Annotated in this window: 19 protein-coding genes; 11 read left to right on the top strand and 8 right to left on the bottom strand. The window is 69.0% G+C overall.

Features of this window, described 5'->3' with window-relative positions; all coding sequences use genetic code 11:
• The 4 genes from OB2597_RS12660 (at position 1) to OB2597_RS12645 (ending at position 3,946) form a co-directional block, all read left to right on the top strand.
• Positions 1-1,077 (top strand): protease modulator HflC, encoded by a 1,077-nt coding sequence (locus OB2597_RS12660; RefSeq protein WP_009805969.1) that lies wholly within the window; start codon positions 1-3, stop codon positions 1,075-1,077.
• Positions 1,074-1,271, top strand: a complete 198-nt coding sequence (locus tag OB2597_RS12655) for a DUF2065 domain-containing protein (RefSeq protein ID WP_009805968.1) — start codon at positions 1,074-1,076, stop codon at positions 1,269-1,271. The genes OB2597_RS12660 and OB2597_RS12655 overlap by 4 nt, the downstream gene beginning before the upstream one ends.
• Before the next feature lie 197 nt (positions 1,272-1,468).
• Positions 1,469-2,896 (top strand): DegQ family serine endoprotease, encoded by a 1,428-nt coding sequence (locus OB2597_RS12650; RefSeq protein WP_009805967.1) that lies wholly within the window; start codon positions 1,469-1,471, stop codon positions 2,894-2,896.
• Positions 2,897-3,106: 210 nt separating this feature from the next.
• Positions 3,107-3,946, top strand: a complete 840-nt coding sequence (locus OB2597_RS12645; protein WP_009805966.1) for a hypothetical protein — start codon at positions 3,107-3,109, stop codon at positions 3,944-3,946.
• A gap of 13 nt (positions 3,947-3,959) precedes the next feature.
• Here OB2597_RS12645 and OB2597_RS12640 read toward each other — a convergent pair whose 3' ends face one another.
• Positions 3,960-4,523 carry a peptidoglycan-binding domain-containing protein gene (locus OB2597_RS12640; RefSeq protein ID WP_009805965.1) on the bottom strand — a complete coding sequence of 188 codons (564 nt, stop codon included), beginning with the start codon at positions 4,521-4,523 and terminating at the stop codon, positions 3,960-3,962.
• A 49-nt stretch (positions 4,524-4,572) separates the two neighbouring features.
• Positions 4,573-5,013 (bottom strand): OB-fold nucleic acid binding domain-containing protein, encoded by a 441-nt coding sequence (locus OB2597_RS12635; RefSeq protein ID WP_009805964.1) that lies wholly within the window; start codon positions 5,011-5,013, stop codon positions 4,573-4,575.
• Positions 5,014-5,140: 127 nt separating this feature from the next.
• Between OB2597_RS12635 and OB2597_RS12630 the strand changes: the two genes are divergently transcribed.
• Complete coding sequence (locus tag OB2597_RS12630; protein WP_009805963.1) at positions 5,141-5,464, top strand: 2Fe-2S iron-sulfur cluster-binding protein; 324 nt, start codon at positions 5,141-5,143, stop codon at positions 5,462-5,464.
• A gap of 3 nt (positions 5,465-5,467) precedes the next feature.
• Positions 5,468-6,226, top strand: a complete 759-nt coding sequence (locus OB2597_RS12625) for an FG-GAP repeat domain-containing protein (RefSeq protein WP_009805962.1) — start codon at positions 5,468-5,470, stop codon at positions 6,224-6,226.
• 150 nt (positions 6,227-6,376) lie between these two features.
• Here the strand turns inward: OB2597_RS12625 and purD are convergent, their stop codons facing one another.
• The 4 genes from purD to OB2597_RS12605 all read right to left on the bottom strand — a co-directional run bounded on the left by purD (position 6,377) and on the right by OB2597_RS12605 (position 10,172).
• Positions 6,377-7,645 carry a phosphoribosylamine--glycine ligase gene (gene purD / locus OB2597_RS12620; RefSeq protein WP_009805961.1) on the bottom strand — a complete coding sequence of 423 codons (1,269 nt, stop codon included), beginning with the start codon at positions 7,643-7,645 and terminating at the stop codon, positions 6,377-6,379.
• 141 nt (positions 7,646-7,786) lie between these two features.
• The gene (locus OB2597_RS12615; RefSeq protein ID WP_009805960.1) at positions 7,787-8,650 is read right to left on the bottom strand and encodes a carbon-nitrogen hydrolase family protein; all 864 of its coding nucleotides are present in this window, start codon (positions 8,648-8,650) and stop codon (positions 7,787-7,789) included.
• The gene (locus OB2597_RS12610; protein WP_009805959.1) at positions 8,647-9,255 is read right to left on the bottom strand and encodes an inner membrane-spanning protein YciB; all 609 of its coding nucleotides are present in this window, start codon (positions 9,253-9,255) and stop codon (positions 8,647-8,649) included. The genes OB2597_RS12615 and OB2597_RS12610 overlap by 4 nt, the downstream gene beginning before the upstream one ends.
• A 14-nt stretch (positions 9,256-9,269) precedes the next feature.
• Positions 9,270-10,172, bottom strand: coding sequence for a DMT family transporter (locus tag OB2597_RS12605; RefSeq protein WP_009805958.1), 903 nt, complete (start codon positions 10,170-10,172; stop codon positions 9,270-9,272).
• A gap of 60 nt (positions 10,173-10,232) precedes the next feature.
• On the opposite strand from OB2597_RS12605, the gene OB2597_RS12600 reads away from it, so the two are divergent.
• On the top strand, positions 10,233-10,721 hold the full coding sequence (locus OB2597_RS12600) for an MgtC/SapB family protein (protein ID WP_009805957.1): 489 nt from the start codon (positions 10,233-10,235) through the stop codon (positions 10,719-10,721).
• Positions 10,722-10,874: 153 nt separating this feature from the next.
• On the opposite strand, the gene ftsY is transcribed toward OB2597_RS12600, so the two are convergent.
• A complete protein-coding gene (gene ftsY / locus OB2597_RS12595; protein ID WP_009805956.1) occupies positions 10,875-12,197 on the bottom strand; it encodes a signal recognition particle-docking protein FtsY in 1,323 nt (440 codons plus the stop codon).
• Positions 12,198-12,441: 244 nt separating this feature from the next.
• Here ftsY and OB2597_RS12590 point away from each other — a divergent pair, with 244 nt between their 5' ends.
• Positions 12,442-13,467 (top strand): alkane 1-monooxygenase, encoded by a 1,026-nt coding sequence (locus tag OB2597_RS12590; protein WP_009805955.1) that lies wholly within the window; start codon positions 12,442-12,444, stop codon positions 13,465-13,467.
• A 76-nt stretch (positions 13,468-13,543) separates the two neighbouring features.
• The gene (locus OB2597_RS12585) at positions 13,544-13,948 is read left to right on the top strand and encodes a hypothetical protein (RefSeq protein ID WP_009805954.1); all 405 of its coding nucleotides are present in this window, start codon (positions 13,544-13,546) and stop codon (positions 13,946-13,948) included.
• Between the two features lie 3 nt (positions 13,949-13,951).
• Here the strand turns inward: OB2597_RS12585 and xseA are convergent, their stop codons facing one another.
• Positions 13,952-15,517 carry an exodeoxyribonuclease VII large subunit gene (xseA, locus tag OB2597_RS12580; protein ID WP_009805953.1) on the bottom strand — a complete coding sequence of 522 codons (1,566 nt, stop codon included), beginning with the start codon at positions 15,515-15,517 and terminating at the stop codon, positions 13,952-13,954.
• A gap of 220 nt (positions 15,518-15,737) precedes the next feature.
• Here xseA and OB2597_RS12575 point away from each other — a divergent pair, with 220 nt between their 5' ends.
• Together OB2597_RS12575 and OB2597_RS12565 are read left to right on the top strand one after the other, a co-directional pair.
• Entirely contained in the window at positions 15,738-16,874 is a 1,137-nt protein-coding gene (locus OB2597_RS12575) for a TIGR03032 family protein (protein ID WP_040609752.1), read from the top strand.
• 5 nt (positions 16,875-16,879) lie between these two features.
• Positions 16,880-18,100 (top strand): glycosyltransferase, encoded by a 1,221-nt coding sequence (locus OB2597_RS12565; RefSeq protein ID WP_009805951.1) that lies wholly within the window; start codon positions 16,880-16,882, stop codon positions 18,098-18,100.
• Positions 18,101-18,232 lie beyond the last annotated feature (132 nt).

The following is an 18,232-nucleotide window of genomic DNA, read 5'->3' as shown; positions in this document are numbered from 1 at the left end:
ATGAAGAGATCAGGACTCATTCTCATTCTCGTCGTGGTGCTGGCCCTGGTCGGCCTGAACTCGATCTTCATCGTGGACGAGCGCGAAAAGGGGCTGGTGCTCCAGTTCGGCCGCGTCGTCGACGTCAAGGAGGATCCGGGTCTCGCCTTCAAGGTGCCGATCATCCAGGAGGTCGTGCGCTATGACGACCGTATCCTCAGCCGTGACATCGACCCGCTCGAGGTGACGCCGCTGGACGACCGCCGTCTCGTGGTCGACGCCTTCGCCCGCTACCGCATCGTCGATGTGGAGCAGTTCCGGCAGGCCGTCGGTGCCGGCGGCATCGCGGCGGCGGAAAGCCGGCTGGATTCGATCCTCCGGTCCCAGACGCGGGAGATCCTCGGCTCGGTCAGTTCGAACGACATCCTGAGCGTCGACCGCGCTGCGCTGATGCTGCGTATCCGGAACGGGGCCATCGACGAGGCCGCGAACCTCGGGCTCGAGATCATCGACGTCCGGCTGAAGCGCACCGACCTGCCGCGCGAGAACCTCGACGCGACCTTTGCGCGGATGCGCGCAGAGCGTGAACGGGAGGCAGCGGACGAAGTGGCCCGCGGCAACGAGGCCGCGCAGCGGATCCGGGCGCAGGCCGACCGGACCCAGGTCGAGATCGTGTCGGACGCCAATCGCCAGGCCGACATCATCCGCGGTCAGGCCGACGCGCGCCGGAACGCCATCTTCGCCGAAGCCTTCGGGGCGGATCCGGAGTTCTTCGACTTCTACCGCTCTCTCACCGCCTACCAGCGGGCGCTGCAGGACGGCAATTCGACGATGGTCATCAACCCCAACAACGAATTCTTCACCTATCTGAAGAACACGGGGGCCGGGACGTCTTCGCTGGCCCAGGGCGGCGGGACGCCGGTGGCGGCCGAGGCTCCGGAGACCGGGTCCGAGACGCAGGCGGAACCGGAACCGCAGGCCGCGCCGGAATCGGAGACCGGACCGGAGACCCAGGCCGAAACAGGGACCGCGGCCGAACCGGTGGCCGAGGATGCCGCCGGAGCGCCGGACGCGGAAGACGTGCCGGCGACGCAATGATCGGCACCGCGCTTCTGGCCCTCGGGCTTGTACTGATTGTCGAGGGGCTGGCCTATGCGCTGGCCCCTTCGCTTGTTGAGCGCATGCTCGAGATGCTCCGCCTCATGGCCGAAGACCAGCGCCGGTTCCTCGGGCTGGCGGCCATGGCGCTCGGCCTCGCGCTCGTCTGGCTGGCCAGGTCGGCCGGTGCCTGAGCCGCTCTCACATACCTCTCACGGTCACTTGTGCGGCCGCGATTGGCTTTGTGTTGCGGACATGAGACCCTACATTGCATGACATGCCCGAAGGCCCTGGATGCCGCCGGGGCCCGAACCGATATCTACCAAAAGGAGAAACGGGAGTGAGTAACCAGGCAATTTCCCGGTCCACGGTCAGGTCAGAGCAGCGGGTGATGCTGTCTCCCCGGGCCCTCTGGACCCTCATGCTGGCAACTCTTCTGGTGCTCGTCCAGGCCGTTCAGGCCATGGCGCGCCCCGAGAGCTTTGCCGATCTGGCTGACAGGTTCAGCCCCTCGGTGGTCAACATCACCACCTCGACCATGGTGGCCGGTCGCGAACAGGGGTCGCCGATCGTTCCCGAAGGGTCCCCGTTCGAGGACTTCTTCCGCGAGTTCCAGGACCGGAACCGCGGTGACCGTGCCCCGCGCCGGTCCTCGGCGCTCGGATCGGGATTCGTGATTTCCGAGGACGGCTACATCGTCACCAACAACCACGTCATCTCGGGCGCGGACGAAATCACCATCGAATTCTTCAATGGCGAGGAACTCGATGCCGAACTCGTCGGCACGGACGAAAAGACCGACATCGCGCTTCTGAAGGTCGAAACGGACGAGCCGCTGCCCTACGTCAACTTCGGCGACAGCGACCTGGCCCGGGTCGGCGACTGGGTCGTCGCGATGGGCAATCCGCTCGGCCAGGGCTTCTCGGTTTCCGCCGGGATCGTCTCGGCTCGCAACCGGGCGCTCAGCGGCACCTATGACGACTACATCCAGACCGACGCCGCCATCAACCGCGGCAACTCGGGCGGGCCGCTGTTCAACCTCGACGGCGAAGTCATCGGCGTGAACACCGCAATCCTCAGCCCGACCGGCGGTTCCATCGGGATCGGCTTTTCCATGGCGTCCAACGTCGTGAAGGGCGTGGTGGACCAGCTCAAGGAATACGGCGAGACCCGCCGCGGCTGGCTGGGTGTCCGCATCCAGGACGTCACCGAGGATATGGCCGATGCGATGGGCCTCGAAGAGGTTCGCGGCGCGATGGTTTCTGACGTTCCCGAAGGCCCCGCGATGGAGGCCGGCATGAAGGCCGGCGATGTCATCACGTCCTTCGACGGTGTCGATGTCGAGGATACCCGCGGCCTCGTGCGTCAGGTCGGCAACACGCAGGTCGGCAAGACCGTGCGCGTGACCGTCTGGCGCGACGGCGAGACCGAGACGCTCCGGGTCACGCTGGGCCGTCGGGAAGAGGCCGAGGCGCAGGCCGTGCCTGCCGCGCAGCCGGGCGGCGACGAGCCGATGGAGAAGGACCTGATGGGCATGTCCCTGTCCGCGGTGACCGAGGACCTGGCGGGTCAGCTCGGGCTGGACGCCGATGCCGAGGGTCTCGTCGTGCGCGATGTCGACCAGGCCTCGGACGCCTACGAGAAGGGCCTGCGCGCGGGCGATCTCATCACCGAGGCGGGACAGCAGCAGATTGCCACCATCGGCGATCTCGAGGAACGCGTGGCCGCGGCGCGCGATGCGGGCCGCAAGTCGATCCTTCTGCTGATCCGGCGCGAAGGCGAGCCGCGCTTCGTGGCCTTGCCGATCAGCGAAGACTGATCCGACCGGACAGACGCACAGGTTGAGGGCCGCGCATCGCGCGGCCCTTTTTCGTGGCCGGCCGCCGCCGGGTCGTCGCGGCGCGTTTCCGGATTCGCGACGAAACGCGTCAGGGCACCACAATGACCGAAATACCGAAACTTTGCCTTAGTTACGTCGCAAACTTTATCTACATTGCTTCGCGAGCAGATCAGAAAGCAGGTAGAAACAATGCTTACGGATTCATCCAACGTCGCCCTGTGGGGCAAGCTCGGAATGTCGGCGAAGACCGTCGCGATGGGCACGGCAGGCGTGGCCCTCTGGGGGTCTCTCGCCTTCTTCTTCTTCGTCGGGGACGATGGGTCGGAGACCAAGGCCGCGGCGGGCGGGGCGGAAAGGCTCTTCCTGCGCATGGAGCTTCCGGAAACCGCCTTGCTCGACGGATGTACCGAGAATTTCGGCGGCGCCGACTGCACCGGTCAGGCCTGGGTCATCATTTCGGAAAACCGGGACGATGGATCGGCGTCCGGCATGCCCGCCGCGCTCGAGGACAAGCTGCCCGAACCGCTCTGGAACGAGGTGGTGGCGCGCCACTCCATATCCGAGGCGCAGTGCAGGGACACCCTGACCGAAGAGCTGCCCAAATGGCTGTCGAGCGGCGCCCGCGACGTTCCGGGGCTTCACGCGACGTTGCTGCCGGACCGGTTCACGGCCTGTCAGGGAATCGCGTCGGACATCGATCCCATGCGCGACGTCCAGGCGTTCTGGATCATGTCGGACCACCGGGTCGTCGCCGAGGTCCGGTGCACGATGCCCGGCGGCGACATGGATTCCGAATGCCAGCTTTCCGCCTTCCCCGAACACGGCGGCTATGTCGTGTCCTATTCGCGCCTTCCGGCAAGCAATATCCAGCAGATCGTCGCGCAGTCTTCCGGGATGCTGGCCATCGTCGCCGACAACCTGCCCGAAGAGGTTGCCGCCCATGTGAACCTCGCCTTCCTCGACGGGAGGATCGCGCTGGACGACGCGACGGCCCATGCCGTCACCTCGCTGCGCGGAATGGTCCGCTAGGCCGGGGCGTCTGCTAGGGCTGCCCCGGAGCTTCCGGGGCGTCCACCCGTTTGGGATCGACCACCGCCAGGCCGAGCTTGCGGGCCCCGGCCAGGGACAGGATCCCGCTGTCGAGGCCCAGCGGCGCCTGGTATCGCCGAACCGCATGGCGCGTCGCCCGGTCCATCACCCCGTTGACCTGTCCCCTGTAGAGCCCCCGGGCCGCCAGCGCGCGCTGCAGCGAGGCGACGAAGTCGAAGGTCAGCTCGGGCGGGCAGGGGGTGCGGAACCAGAGCTCCCGCCGCTCCTTGACGATGCGCTGCCGGGTTTCGGTCTTGTAGACCGCCGGCGCCTCGACAGTTCCGTCCGAACGCACCTGGGCCGGCTGCAGCAGGATCTGTTCGGTCACCGTCTCGATGACGGCGGGCGTGGCCTCGCGTCCCCAGCAGGCGCCGGGCGGCGAGCCCGGTGGCGGCGTGGAATGGATCCGGATGATCTCGGGTGCGCCGAGCCCGGGCACCGGCAGCGGCAGGTCGCATGCCGCCAGCAGGACAAGCGCCAGGGTTCCGGCGGTCGCGGACCTGCTGCCTCGGATCATGTGTCGGCCTTTTCTGCTCGGGGCGGGTCTGCGGCCCGCTGGCCCCAGTCTACCCGGTTTTCCGCTCCCGAGGAAGGGGCGCGGGCCGGGGCATCCGGTCGCCCGGTCCGCCGGGCCGAAGCAGATCGTCGAGCATCCCGGATATGTCCTCGACCCGCTCGGCGATGATGTGGGTCACTTCGCTCTCGCGCTGAAGCCGTCCCGTGATGCGGAGCATCCGCCCCGCGATCACCGCCCTGCGAAACTGCTCGTAGAGCTTGCGCCAGACGATCACGTTCACGACACCGGTCTCGTCCTCGAGCGTGATGAAGATCACCCCCTTGGCGGTGCCGGGCCTCTGCCGCAGGATCACCAGCCCCGCCACGGCCACGCGCGCGCCCTGCGGGGGGCGGTCCAGCAGCGCGGCGGGCAGACAGGCGGGGGGGCGCGGCCAGGGGTGGGGATCGGGCCGGCGCGGGTCGGGAAAGGGCGGCGGCGGGGCATCTCTCATTGCGGAACATTTAGGGAACAACCGGGCGGTTCGCAACCCCCGCCTTCCCGTGACGCGGCGCAAAGGGGCTGGAACCGCCAGCCGGGGGCCGTTACTAGGGTCGGAGCGACGGGTCAAGGAGTACAGCATGGCGAAGATCACCTATATCGAGCACAACGGAACCGAACACGTTGTCGAAGTCGCCACCGGCATGACCGTGATGGAGGGGGCCCGCGACAACGGCATCCCAGGGATCGAAGCCGATTGCGGCGGCGCCTGCGCCTGCTCCACCTGCCATGTCTATGTCGCGCCGGAATGGGTCGACAAGCTGCCCGAGCGGGAGGACATGGAAGAGGACATGCTCGATTTCGCCTACGAGCCCGACCCGACCCGCTCGCGGCTGACCTGCCAGATCAAGGTCACCGAGGCGCTGGACGGTCTGGTCGTCCAGATGCCGGAAAAGCAGATCTGATCCATGCCGGGCGGGGCGCGGCGTCACCCGGACCGCCCGTGGCGGCGTCATGCCCGCCGCGCAGTGGCGGCGTCGGTCCTGTGGCTGGCGGCGCTGGCACCCGCCGCGGCCGAGCCGCGGATAACCGGCGCGGCCTATGCCGATCCGACGGATCGCTATGATCACGGCGTGCTCGGCGATGCGATCGAACATGCCACGCTGGTATTGACTTTCGGGAACGGCAGCGAAGAGCGGTACACCCTGCCCGAGACCATGGTCTTCGAGGATACCGCCCCCCGGCTCGCGGATGTCACGGGCGATGGCCGGCCCGAGGTGATCGTGGTGGAATCCAGCCTCTCCTCCGGCGCGCGTCTCGCGGTCTATGCCGCCGGCGGGCGTCTGGTGGCGACGCCGCATATCGGCCGGCGCAACCGCTGGCTGGCCCCGGTCGGCGCGGCCGATCTCGACGGGGACGGCGCGATCGAGATCGCCTATGTCGACCGGCCCCACCTGATCCAGACGCTCCGCATCGTCCGGCTCGAGGGGGGCGCGCTCGTCGAGATCGCCGCCCTGCGCGGCGTCACCAACCACCGCATCGGCTGGGATCATATCGTCGGCGGCGTGCGCACCTGCACCGGCCGGCCCGAGATCATCGTGGCGACGGGCGAATGGTCGACCAACCTCTCGGTCTTCTGGGCTCGGGACGACCGGCTGGACACGCGCCCCGAGGGACGGTTCACCGGCCCCGAAAGCATGGAACGGCTGCTGCGCTGCGAAAGCTGACCCACGGGCCGGTCAAGGCGCCGCCGGGGCTGCCTGCCGCCGCGCCCCTGCTTCTTTGGTCCGGAAAATATCCTGGGGGGTGAATTGGCCCCGCAGGGGGCAAGAGGGGGCAGACAGCCCCCTTCGCCCGTTCCTGGCCCCCGCGCCGGCCTATCGCCGCAGGACCCGCCAGCCGATGTCGCCGCGATGGAACCCGTCGTCCCAGTCCACGGCTTCGGCCATCGCATAGGCCCGGTCCCGCGCCTCCTGCAGCGTCGCGCCGCGCGCCGTCGCGTTCAGGACCCGGCCGCCGTTCGCCAGCACCCGGCCGCCCTCGGCCCGGGTTCCGGCGTGAAAGCAGATCTCCCAGGCGGTTTCGGGCAGCTGGTCCAGCCCCCGGATCTCGGTGCCCTTGGCATAGTCGCCCGGATAGCCCTTGGCGGCCAGCACCACCGTCATCGCATGGTCGCCGGCCCAGTTGACCCGCGCCTCGTCCAGCCCGCCCTCGGCCGCGGCCAGCAGCAGGTCCAGCGCCTGCGCGCCGAGGCGCAGCATGAGCACCTGGCATTCCGGATCGCCGAAGCGGCAGTTGTACTCGACCAGCCGCGCCGTCCCGTCGCGGATCATCAGCCCGACATAGAGCACCCCCGCATAAGGCGTGCCCCGACGGGCCATCTCGGTCAGGGTGGGGCGCACGATCCGCTCCATCACCTGGTCCTGGAGCGCATCCGTCAGCACCGGGGCGGGCGAATAGGCGCCCATGCCGCCGGTGTTGGGCCCCTCGTCCCCGTCGAAGGCGCGCTTGTGATCCTGCGCCGTCCCCACGGGAAGCGCATTCGTTCCGTCGCAGAGCACGAAGAACGAGGCCTCCTCGCCCTCCATGAATTCCTCGATGACCACCTCGGCTCCGGCCGCGCCGAACTCGCCGCCGAACATGTCGTCGATGGCAGCCAGCGCGGTGGCTTCGTCCATCGCCACGATGACGCCCTTGCCGGCGGCCAGCCCGTCCGCCTTGACCACGATCGGCGCACCCTGCGCCCGCACATGGTCCTTCGCGGCGGCGGCGTCGTCGAACCGGGCGTAGGCGGCGGTCGGTGCGCCGGCCGCGTCGCAGATCTCCTTGGTGAAGCCTTTCGAGGCCTCCAGCCGCGCCGCCTCCTTCGAGGGGCCGAAGACAAGGAAGCCCGCGGCGCGGAGATCGTCCGCGACGCCCGCCGCCAGGGGCGCCTCGGGGCCGATGATGATGAACTCGACCGCGTTGTCCTGACAGAACTGGATGACGGCGCTGCCGTCCAGGATGTCCAGATCGGCGCATTCCGCGATATTGGCGATCCCGGCATTGCCCGGGGCGACGATCAGCTTGTCGCATTTCGGGTTCTGCAGCACGGCCCAGGCCAGCGCATGTTCGCGGCCGCCGCCGCCCAGGATCAGGATGTTCATTCGGTCGCCCCCGGTTTCGTCATGATCGCGGTTCTAGGCAGCTGCCTCGGGGAAGGCAATCGCCTGGGCGTGGCGGCGGGAACGGCGGGGACGGCGGGCGGAACGACCGGCGGCGCGAGACGGGGCCGAACCGCTCCGGTATCACGGCCGTTCGAGCTGGCGGCCCTCCTGCAGGGGCCAGTCGGCGCGCAACCGCACGCCCCCCTCCTCGCGCACGCGGGTCAGGGCGGCCAGGTCGATGTCGCCATAGGTCCAGCCCGCCTTGTCCAGGGCGCCGCAGGCGACGATGCCGGTCTCGGGCAGTCCGACGTCGGGGGGGCAGAAGATGCCGCCGGCCCCGTGGCTCACGTCGACCGCCTCGATCGGGTAGGGGCCGGTGACCGAGGCCATGGCCGTAAAGCACTGCCCCTCCAGAGCCCGGGCCATGGCGCCGATCCGCACCCGGTGATAGCCCGCGACCGTTTCCGTCGCCGAGGGCACGAGGATCAGGTCGGCCCCGGCCTCGGTCACCTTGCGCGCGAGCAGCGGGAATTCGCAGTCGTAGCAGACGAGGATCGCGATCCGGCCGTGGTCGGTGTCGAAAAGGCGCAGCGGGCCATGTCCCGCAACCCTCCAGGGCGAGATCTCCCAGGGGGTCATGATCTGCTTGTCCTGGTGTCCGATCCTGCCGTCCGGCCAGAGGAAATGCGCGCGGTTGATCAGCGCGTCCCCGGCCCGCACCGGCCCCGAGGGCGCGACGACATGCACCCCGTGCGCCCGGGCGAGATCCGACAGGATCCCCGTGGCGCATGCCATGTTGTCCGCAACGGCGGCGGTCGCGGCGTCCAGGTCCGCGGGGTCCACCCCGCTCAGCGAGGCCAGTTCCATGGCGCCGTATTCCGGAAACAGCAGGATGTCCGCCCCCGCGCCGGCCGCCTCGGAGACCCAGCCCCGCATCTTCGCCTCGTAGTCCGGCCAGCCGTCGAACCAGTCGAGCGGATAGGTGGCGGCAGCAATCCGTGTCATCTCCTGTCCTCCTCGGGCAGCGCATGCTCCTTGAAGAGCCGCCCCTGCGCCATGAAGAAGACAAAGAGCGCCGCGGTCAGGCCGAAGGTTTTGAAGTAGACCCAGATTTCGGTGGTCTGGGTCCGCCAGACGACCTCGTTGGCGAGCGCCAGCGCCAGGAAGAAGGCGCAGAGCCGGCGGGTCAACTTCATCCAGCCCTCGTGATCCAGCGGCATCAGTTCCTCCATCACCATGCGCAGCCAGCTCTGGCCGCGCAGCAGCCCCGCGCCCAGCAGCCCGCCGAAGATCAGGTAGATCAGCGTCGGTTTCATCTTGAAGAACCGGTCGTCGTTCAGCCAGACCGAGAGCCCGCCGAAGACGGTCACCAGCACCGCCGTCACGATCTGCATCCGCGACAGGTGGCCCGTCAGCTTCCACAGGATCGCGGTCGTCAGCAGGATCAGCGGAATGAAGGCCGCGGTGACGAGGATGAACCCGTCATACTCGGCCCCGCCGATCAGGAAGGTCCGGTCCTTGAGCCGGAGGTAGGCCACGAAGAAGAGCACGATGGGCCCCAGTTCGAGCCCGGTCTTCAGCCACGGATTCACATTTCGTTTCTCGGTCATTGGGGTCCCCTGAATCAGCCGCCAAGTTCCACGATCACCGCCCCGACCGCAATAAGCGTCATCAGGGCGATCCGCCGCGGCCCGACCGTTTCCCGCAGGACGAGCCAGCCGATGATCGCGGCGAAGACGGTCGAGGTCTCGCGCAGGATGGCCGCCTCGCCCACCTTGTCGAGCCGCGTCGCCAGCATCACCGATCCGAACGAGCCGAAGGCGATGAAGGCCCCGGTCACCCCGAGCCGGAGCAGGCGCACCGGATCGGGGCGGTCGCGCATGGTGCGCCAGCGCAGGGCGGCGATGACCGGCATGTCGAGCGAGCAGATCACGAAGAACCAGGCGAGAAAGGTGAACGGGTCGGGCACCGCGCGGATCGCATATGCGTCGTAGGTGGTATAGAGCGCCACCATCGCGCCGGTCCCGACGGCGAACCACAGCGCGGGCACCAGCGTCTCGCGGTCGAGTTCGATGGTGCGCAGGTTGTAGATGGCCAGGCCGAAAATCCCCGAAAGCAGCACGATCACCCCGAACCACTGCATCGGCAGGAAGATTTCCCCGAAGACGATCCAGGCACCGAAGACGGTGAAGACCGGCCCCATGCCGCGCACCACCGGATAGACCACGGTGAAGGCACCGCGGGAAAAGGCCTGCGCCATGCCCAGCTTGTAGACGAAATGGATCGGCAGCGCGCCGAGGATCAGTAACCATTCCGAGCCCACTGGCCTGGGCACCAGGAACAGGGCGGCCGGCAGGGCGATCAGCGCCTGCGAGGCGTCGATGGCGCCGCGCGACAGCCAGGGGTCGATCCGGCCCTTCTGCAAGGAACCGAAGACCGCGTGCAGCAGGGCGGCCAGCAGGGCGAGGAACATGGCGGCGGTATGTCCGGCCTCCGTCCCCTGGATCGAGGTGATCCAGTCGCTCATGCCGGCGAAATCCCGGCGTCCCGGATGAAACCTATTCCGACCTCGGGGCTTTTACCTGTCATGGATATGATCGTCAGCCAGTTCGCAGAATCCCCCGTCCCCGGAATAGGTTGGGGCGAGGTATCGCTCCGTCTCGGTGCCGCCGTCGTCCTCGGGGGGGCGCTGGGGTGGGAGCGTGAGGCCAAGAAGAAAGAGGCGGGCCTGCGCACCCACATCATGATCGCGCTTGCCGCCTGCCTGTTCGCCCTGATCACCCTGGGCCTGCTGCTGTCGCCGCTGGCCGATGACGACAGCATCCGCAAGGACCCGATCCGCCTGATCGAGGCGGTGACAGCCGGTGTCGCCTTCCTGGCCGCCGGGACGATCTTCACGCGCGGCGGCGACGTGAAGGGGCTGACGACCGGGGCCGGCATGTGGCTGGCCGGCGCGGTCGGCGTGGCGACGGGGCTCGGCAGCATCGGGCTTGCCGTGGTCTCGACCGTCCTGGCGCTGGTGGTGCTGCGGCTGTTCAAGGTGATCGAGCATCGCATGTCCGGCCCGGAGGACTGACCTTCGGCCGGCCGCCCTGTGCGACGGCCTCTCCGCGCGGCAAGCTCCGGCGCGCCCTCGCGGCGCAGGTGGCCGGCGTTTCGCAGGTTGGGGGATCGCGCCGGACACGGTCTTCGCGACGGGCCGGCGGCAGGCATATGTTCGGGCTTCACGTCAGGCTGCGGTCCCGAGATCGGCGCCGGTGAGGGCGCGGGCGAAATCCCCCGGGTCGAACGGCGCCAGATCGTCGATCTGCTCCCCCACACCGATGGCATGGATCGGCAGGCCGAACTTGTCCGCCAGCGCCACCAGGACGCCGCCCTTGGCCGTGCCGTCCAGCTTGGTCATCACGAGGCCGGTGACATCGGCCATCTTGCGGAAGGTCTCGACCTGGCTCAGGGCATTCTGACCGGTGGTCGCGTCGAGCACGAGCAGCGTGTTGTGAGGCGCCGACGGATCGCGCTTGCGCAGCACCCGGACGATCTTGGCCAGTTCCTCCATCAGGTCGGCCCGGTTCTGCAACCGTCCGGCCGTGTCGATCATCAGCAGGTCCGCGCCCTCGGCCTCGGCCTTTTCCAGCGCATCGTAGGCCAGCGCCGCCGGGTCCGATCCCTCGGCCGCCTTGAGCACCGGAACGCCCGCCCGGTCGCCCCAGATCTCCAGCTGTTCGACAGCAGCGGCGCGGAAGGTGTCGCCCGCGGCGATCACCACGGACTTCCCGGCCCCGCGGAACTGGCTGGCGAGCTTGCCGATCGTCGTGGTCTTGCCCGAGCCGTTCACGCCCACGACCAGCACCACCTGCGGCTTTTTCGGAAAGAGGGGCAGGGGGCGAGCCACCGGCTCCATGATGCGGGTCACCTCGTCGGCGAGAAGCCCCTTGATCTCGGCCGTGGAGAGGCGGCGGCCCATGCGCCCCTCGGCCATGTTCGAGGCGACGCGCAGGGCCGTGTCCACCCCCATGTCCGAGGCGATCAGCAGTTCTTCGAGCTGTTCCAGCATGTCGTCGTCCAGCGCCCGCCGCACGACCGGCGCCGATCCGGGGCCGCCGCGTCCGAAGAACCGCGACAGAAGACCGCCCTGGCGCGGCGTCTCGTCGGGCGGCGGGGGGACCGGGTCGGGTTCGGGCGTGGGCGCCGGGTCGGGTTCGGGCATCGGGACCATGTCGGGGGCGCGGGCCGGCACCTCTTCGGGGCCCGGACCGGGGAGCGTCGGGGACGGCGGCTCGGGCGTGGCCGGTTCCGGCTGCGGCACCTCGGGCTCGGGAAGATCGCGGCCGGGATCCTCCTCGGGCACCGGGGGCGGCGTCTCGTCGGGTTGGGGCGGGGTTTCCCGCGGCGGTTCGGGGGGGGACTCGGGCGGCTGTTCCTCGGGTACGCCGGGCGGCGTGTCCTCGCCCGGTTCGGCGCTGCCGCCATCCTCGACAATCGCGTCCAGCCCCTCTTCGAGCTTCGAAGAGGACTTGAACAGCCGGTCCTTGAGTTTCGTGAAAAAGGCCATGCGCGCTCCGCCTGATATGTGGGTCAAGACCTAGTACCGCGGAACGGAAAGTGAAAGGGGGCAGGCAGCCATGGCGCCAGCGCCGGAAGGTGCGGCAAGGCGGGCGGCGTGGCACGTGGGGCACCCTTTCCCGCCATCTCGCGCCTCCGGCACCCGGCGCGCGCAATAATCCTATGCTTGCACCGCCGGCTTGGAGTAGGACTGGTCCAAAGGGCGGTCAACGCCCGGTCGAGGTAGAGCTGAGATGATCGGATTCGTGTTTGCAACCCTTGTGCCGGTGCCTCTTCTGGTGCTGGCCACGGCGCAGGGCGGCGTCGTCGCCTGGGCCGTCCTGGCCTATCTCACGATCTTCACCGCGCTCATGGACCACCTGCTGCCCGCCAACTGGCGCAACCTCGATGCGGCGCGCGCCTTCCCGGCAGCGCATGGCCTGTCCATCGCGCTCGGCGTGATCCATCTGTTCCTCACCGTCATCGCCATCCGCTATCTCGGCGGCCCGGGCGGCGCCGAGGGCTGGGACGTCCTGCCCGCGATCTTCGCCTACGGCGTCTATTTCGGACAGGTCAGCCACCCCAATGCGCACGAGCTGATCCACCGTTCCGGAAAAGAGGCGGTGCAGCTGGGCAAGATCGTCTACACCTCCATGCTCTTCGGCCATCACGCCTCGTCCCACCCCAAGGTCCATCACGTCTACGTCGCGACGCCCTACGACCCGAACACCGCGCTGCTGGGCGAGAATTTCTATCGCTTCTTCTTCCGCGCCTGGATCGGTTCGTTCCGCGAGGGGATGAGGATCGAATCGCATGACCTGCGTCGCGCCGGGCGGCCCTGGAACGGGCATCCGTACCTGGGATACGTGCTCGGCGCGCTGGCGATCCTGCTGCTGGCCTGGCTGCTGGCGGGGGCCGAAGGGGTGGGGGTCCTTCTCGCCATTGCCGGTCTTGCGCAGGTGCAGATCCTGCTTTCGGACTACGTGCAGCACTACGGGCTCGAGCGGGGCGAGCTGTCGGACGGGCGCCTGGAGCCGGTGCGCGCCGTGCACAGCTGGAACAGCCCGCACCGCGTGACCTCGGCCATGATGTTGAACGCACCGCGGCATTCGGATCATCACATGCACCCGGGCCGGATCTACCCGGGCCTTCAGATCGACGAAGAGACGATGCCCATGCTCCCGCGGTCGCTGCCGGTGATGGCGGTGGTGGCGCTGTTTCCGCGGTGGTGGCGCCGGGTGATGAACCCGCGCATCCTGGAATGGCAGGACGAGATGTGAGGCGCCGCGGCGCGATCTGCCGCCTATCACGGGATCGTCTGTGGTATCAGACGTTTGCCTCTGGCAGGGTGCGCCCATGTTGAGATCGCTCCTTATCTCCGCCGCCCTTCTGGCGAGCGGTTTCGCCGCCGCCGAGACGCCGATGACCGCAGAGGAATTCGACGCCTATTCGCGCGGCAAGACCTTCTACTACGGCTCGATGGGGCAGCCCTATGGCGTCGAGGAATATTTCGACGGCCGGCGCGTGCGGTGGTCGTTCCTCGATGGCGAATGCGCCGACGGGTACTGGTACGAAAGCGACGGCATGATCTGTTTCGAGTACCACGCCGATCCGGACCCCGGGCCCCAGTGCTGGACCTTCTTCAAGGGGACGCGCGGGCTCGTGGCGCAGTTCGAGGGCGATCCGGAGCAGACGACGCTCTACGAGGTCGAGAACGCTGGCGAGCCGATGATCTGCCCGGGCCCCGAGGTCGGGGTCTGATCTTCAGAACAGGCTGCCCTGTTCCGGCGGCGGCTCTTTCCGGCCGGCCGAAGGCTTTTTCCTCGGTGCCGGCGAGGCTCCCTGATCCAGCGTCCCGTCGGCGAATTCGATGGCCAGGCTCTCGGCCTGTTCGGCCTGCGCCTTGCGGGTCATGACGGCGCCGTTTCCGTCCCGCACCACGGCGTAGCCCCGGGCGAGGGTTTCGCGGTATCCCAGCGTTTCGCGCAGACGGTCCAGCGTGGCCAGCCGGTCCCTGCGGCTCTCGACGCTGCGCCGCGCCGCCTCGGCGAAGCGGTTCGCCAGTTTCTCGAGCGCCTCCCGCTGGCGCAGGGTCTCGCGCCGCAGGGTGGCCGGCTGCAGCCGCGCGGCGCAGGTCTCGAACTGGCGCCGGTGCTGCATGACGTTGCGCGTCATCGACGAGGGCAGGCGGGCGCCGCGATCCGCGACGCGCTGCCGGTCCTCGGCGATGCGGCGGCGCAGGAGGCCGGGCCGCAGCGCGCCCGAGCAGTCGGACAGCGCCACCCGGCGCGCCGCCACCCCGCGCCGCAGGGCGTTCGGCAGCCGCTCGCCCCAGGTGTCCAGCTTCTGCCGCGCGGTTTCGGTCAGCCGTTCGGGGCGGGGCAGGGCGCGCGCCAGGTCGCTCAGCCTCTGCCGCCGCGACAGGATCGCCTGCCCCTGCGCCCGAATCAGCCGCGCGCGCATGTCCGCCACCCAGCCCGTCAGTTCCGCGCGCACCGGCACGGCGAGTTCCGCCGCCGCGGTCGGCGTGGGCGCCCGGCGGTCCGAGACGAAGTCGATCAGCGTGGTGTCCGTCTCGTGCCCGACGGCCGAGATCAGCGGTATCTCCGAACTGGCCGCGGCCCGGGCAACGATCTCTTCGTTGAAGCCCCAGAGGTCCTCGATCGAGCCGCCGCCCCGCGCCACGATCAGCAGGTCCGGGCGCGGCACCGCCCCCGCCGGCGATAGCCGGTTGAAGCCCGCGATGGCCCGCGAGACCTCTGCCGCGCAGGTCTGGCCCTGCACCGCGACCGGCCAGATCAGCACGTGAACGGGAAACCGGTCGCGCAGCCGGTGCAGGATGTCGCGGATGACCGCCCCCGAGGGCGAGGTGACCACACCGACGACGCGCGGCAGGTACGGCAGGGGCCGCTTGCGCTCGGCGGCGAAGAGGCCCTCGGCCCGCAGCATCGCCTTGCGCTTTTCCAGAAGCGCCATGAGGGCGCCGGCGCCGGCCGGTTCGACGTTGTCGACGATCAGCTGGTATTTCGACTGTCCGGGAAAGGTGGTCATGCGCCCGGTGGCGATGACCTCCATTCCCTCTTCGGGCTGCACCTGCATCCGGGCCACCTGGCCCTTCCAGCTGACCGCCGACAGAACCGCCCGGTCGTCCTTGAGGTCGAAATACATGTGGCCCGACCGAGGTCGCGAAACGCGCCCGACCTCGGCCCGCACCCGGACATGGCCGAAGCCGGACTCGATGGCCCGCTTCACCGCGCCCGAAAGCTCGCTCACCGTGAATTCGTGCGCGTTGCCGCCCGCACCGCCCTTGCCGTCGTCGATCAGGTCCATGCATCCCTCCGTTGGCGCAGACTAGGCGCGCCGGCGGGCAAGTGCCAGCCCGGAGGCACCGGGAGTGCCCGGTTCTTTTGGCCTGCGCGCCGCAACAATATGTTCGGCACCTGAGCGCTTTGACCGAAGGGAAAGGTTCGCTATGGTCGCGGCGCGCACCGCGCATCTATTTGGAGACGAGACCTTTGATTTCAAGCATTGCACCGAACCGGAGCCCCCGATGACCGAACAGGATCCCGCCCACGCACCGGATGCTCCGGACGCCGCCCAGCCCGAAAAGACCGGCACATTCAACCTTCAGCCATCGCGGACCTTCACGCCCTGGCTGCGCTCGGTCGGCGGCTCCATCGCCTTCACGACCTACCAGGTGGGCAAGCTCTTCCTGATCGGCATCAACCCCGAGACCGGCCGCCTGTCGGTCTACGAGCGGTCCTTTCCGCGCTGCATGGGATTCGGGGTCAGCCAGACCGGCGGCCGGACGACGCTGTGGATGTCGTCGCTCTATCAGCTCTGGCGGATGGAGAATTTCCTCGATCCCGGGCAGGTGTCCTCGGACGGGTTCGATGCGGTCTTCGTCCCGGTCGAGGGGCGGACCACCGGCGACATCGACATCCACGACATCCACCCGCAGCCCGACAGCCCCGCACCGGTCTTCGTGGCGACCCGGTTCAACTGCCTGGCGACGCTGGATTACCGGAACTCGTTCAAGCCGGTCTGGCTGCCGCCGTTCGTGGACCGGGTGGCGGCCGAGGATCGCTGCCACCTGAACGGGCTGGCGATGGCCGAGGGCAAGCCGAAATACGTCACCTGCGTCGCCACGACGAACAGCGGCGGGGCCTGGCGCAACAACCGGCAGGACGGCGGCGTGATCGTCGATGTCGAGACGAACGAGATTGTCTGCTCCGGCCTGTCGATGCCGCATTCGCCCCGGCTCTACCGGGGGGCGCTCTATGCCGTTCAGTCCGGCACGGGCGAATTCGGCAAGGTCGACCTCGAGACCGGCCGGTTCGAGCCGATGTGCTTTCTGCCCGGATTCGTCCGCGGCGTGGCCTTCGTAGGCGATCACGCCGTGATCGGCGTGTCGCGCCCGCGGCCCGAGAAGACCTTCGAGGGGCTCGCGCTCGACCAGCGCCTGGAGGAGGCCGGGCAGCAGCCGACCAGCATGGTGGCCATCGTCAACATCCACACGGGCGACATCGAACACACGCTGCAGATCCAGGGCGTGGTGCAGGAGCTTTACGACGTCGCCTTCCTGCCGGGGATCAGGCGGCCCAAGCTGCTGGGCTTCCGCACGCCGGAGATCCGGTTCCAGGTTCGCCCCGCCCCGTTCCCCGTCGCCGCCGGGCCCGGGGGCTGACGCTGGTGAGCGGGCGCCGTCCGCGCATCCTCTTTGCCTGGGAACTCGGCGCGAATTACGGGCATGTCACGAAGGTCGCCCTCGCCGCCGAGCAACTGGCGGACGAGGCCGAGATCTTCGTCGCGCTGCGCGATCCGGTCGCCTTCCGCGACATCGCGCCCGACCTGGCGGCGACGGTTCTGCCGGCGCCCCATGCGCGCACGCGCCAGCAGACCCCCGACAACCGGCCGCCGGCGAATTTCGCCGCGATGCTGACGACCGAAGGGTGGCACGCGACCGACGCGCTGGCGGCCCAGGTCGAGGCCTGGCGCGGGGTGATCGGGCTTGTCCGTCCCGACCTTCTGGTCGTGCAGGCCGCCCCGACGGCGGCGCTGGCGGCGCGCACCCTGTCCCTCCGCTTTGCCGTGCTGGGGTCGGGCTACGACAACCCGCCGCTGGCCGATCCGATGCCCGCCTTCGACGCGGCCGCGCCCATCGACCTCGTCCGGTCGCAGGAGGCCCGGGTCGTCGCGACGGCGAATGCGGTGCTGGAACGCTTCGGCGCGCCGTCCGTGGCGCGGTTTCGCGACATACTGGAGGGCGAGGCGTCGATCCTGACGACATGGGAGGTCACCGACCACTATGTCGCAAGGGGCAGGCTGCACCCCGATCACCCGCCGTACCTGGGGCACCTGCCGGGGCTGGACCGGGGGGCGCCGCGTGACTGGCGCGGGCGGCCGGGGCCGCGCATCTTCGCCTACCTGCGCCCCGGCACGCCCCCGGCGGCCGCCGGACTGGCCGCGCTGATGCAGATGGGGCCCGAGGCCGATGTGGTTCTCGCGGCCCCCGGCATCTCCGACAGCGACCGCTCGCGGCTCGCGCAGCGCGGTGTGCAGGTCGAGGCCGGGCCGGTGCAGCTTGCCCGGCTCCTGAGCGATTGCGACCTCGGGATCAGCCACGCCAGCAACGGCGTCGGCGCGTCGTTCCTGACCGCGGGCGTACCGCAGATCGGGCTGCCCGGCCACCGCGAGCAGGGCATGTTCGCGCGCGCCATCGCCCATCACGGACTGGGCCTCGGGGTCGAGGGGCGCTACGGCGGCGATGCGGTGGTGCGATCCATTCGACAGGCTCTCGGTTCCGAACGGCTGAAAAACCGGGTGGGAACGGTCGCGGCGCAACTCTCGGATCGTGCTGGGGTTCCCCCGCAGGTTGCGGTGGCTCGAACATTGCGCGCTCTGGTTTTTTAACCGACCGCAGTTCCCTTTCCAAAACAATGGGTTGATTGCGACGATCCGGGCGGCTGGCCAAAAGCTGACACGACGTCAATCATGCATTTGTGAATGAGGAATTCTGCCGTATATTTGCCTTAATTTGATTCT

This window comes from Pseudooceanicola batsensis HTCC2597, from assembly GCF_000152725.1.
Classification (GTDB): domain Bacteria; phylum Pseudomonadota; class Alphaproteobacteria; order Rhodobacterales; family Rhodobacteraceae; genus Pseudooceanicola; species Pseudooceanicola batsensis.
The sequence above is the reverse complement of the archived record's forward strand: the minus strand, read 5'-3'. Positions and strand labels throughout refer to the sequence as shown.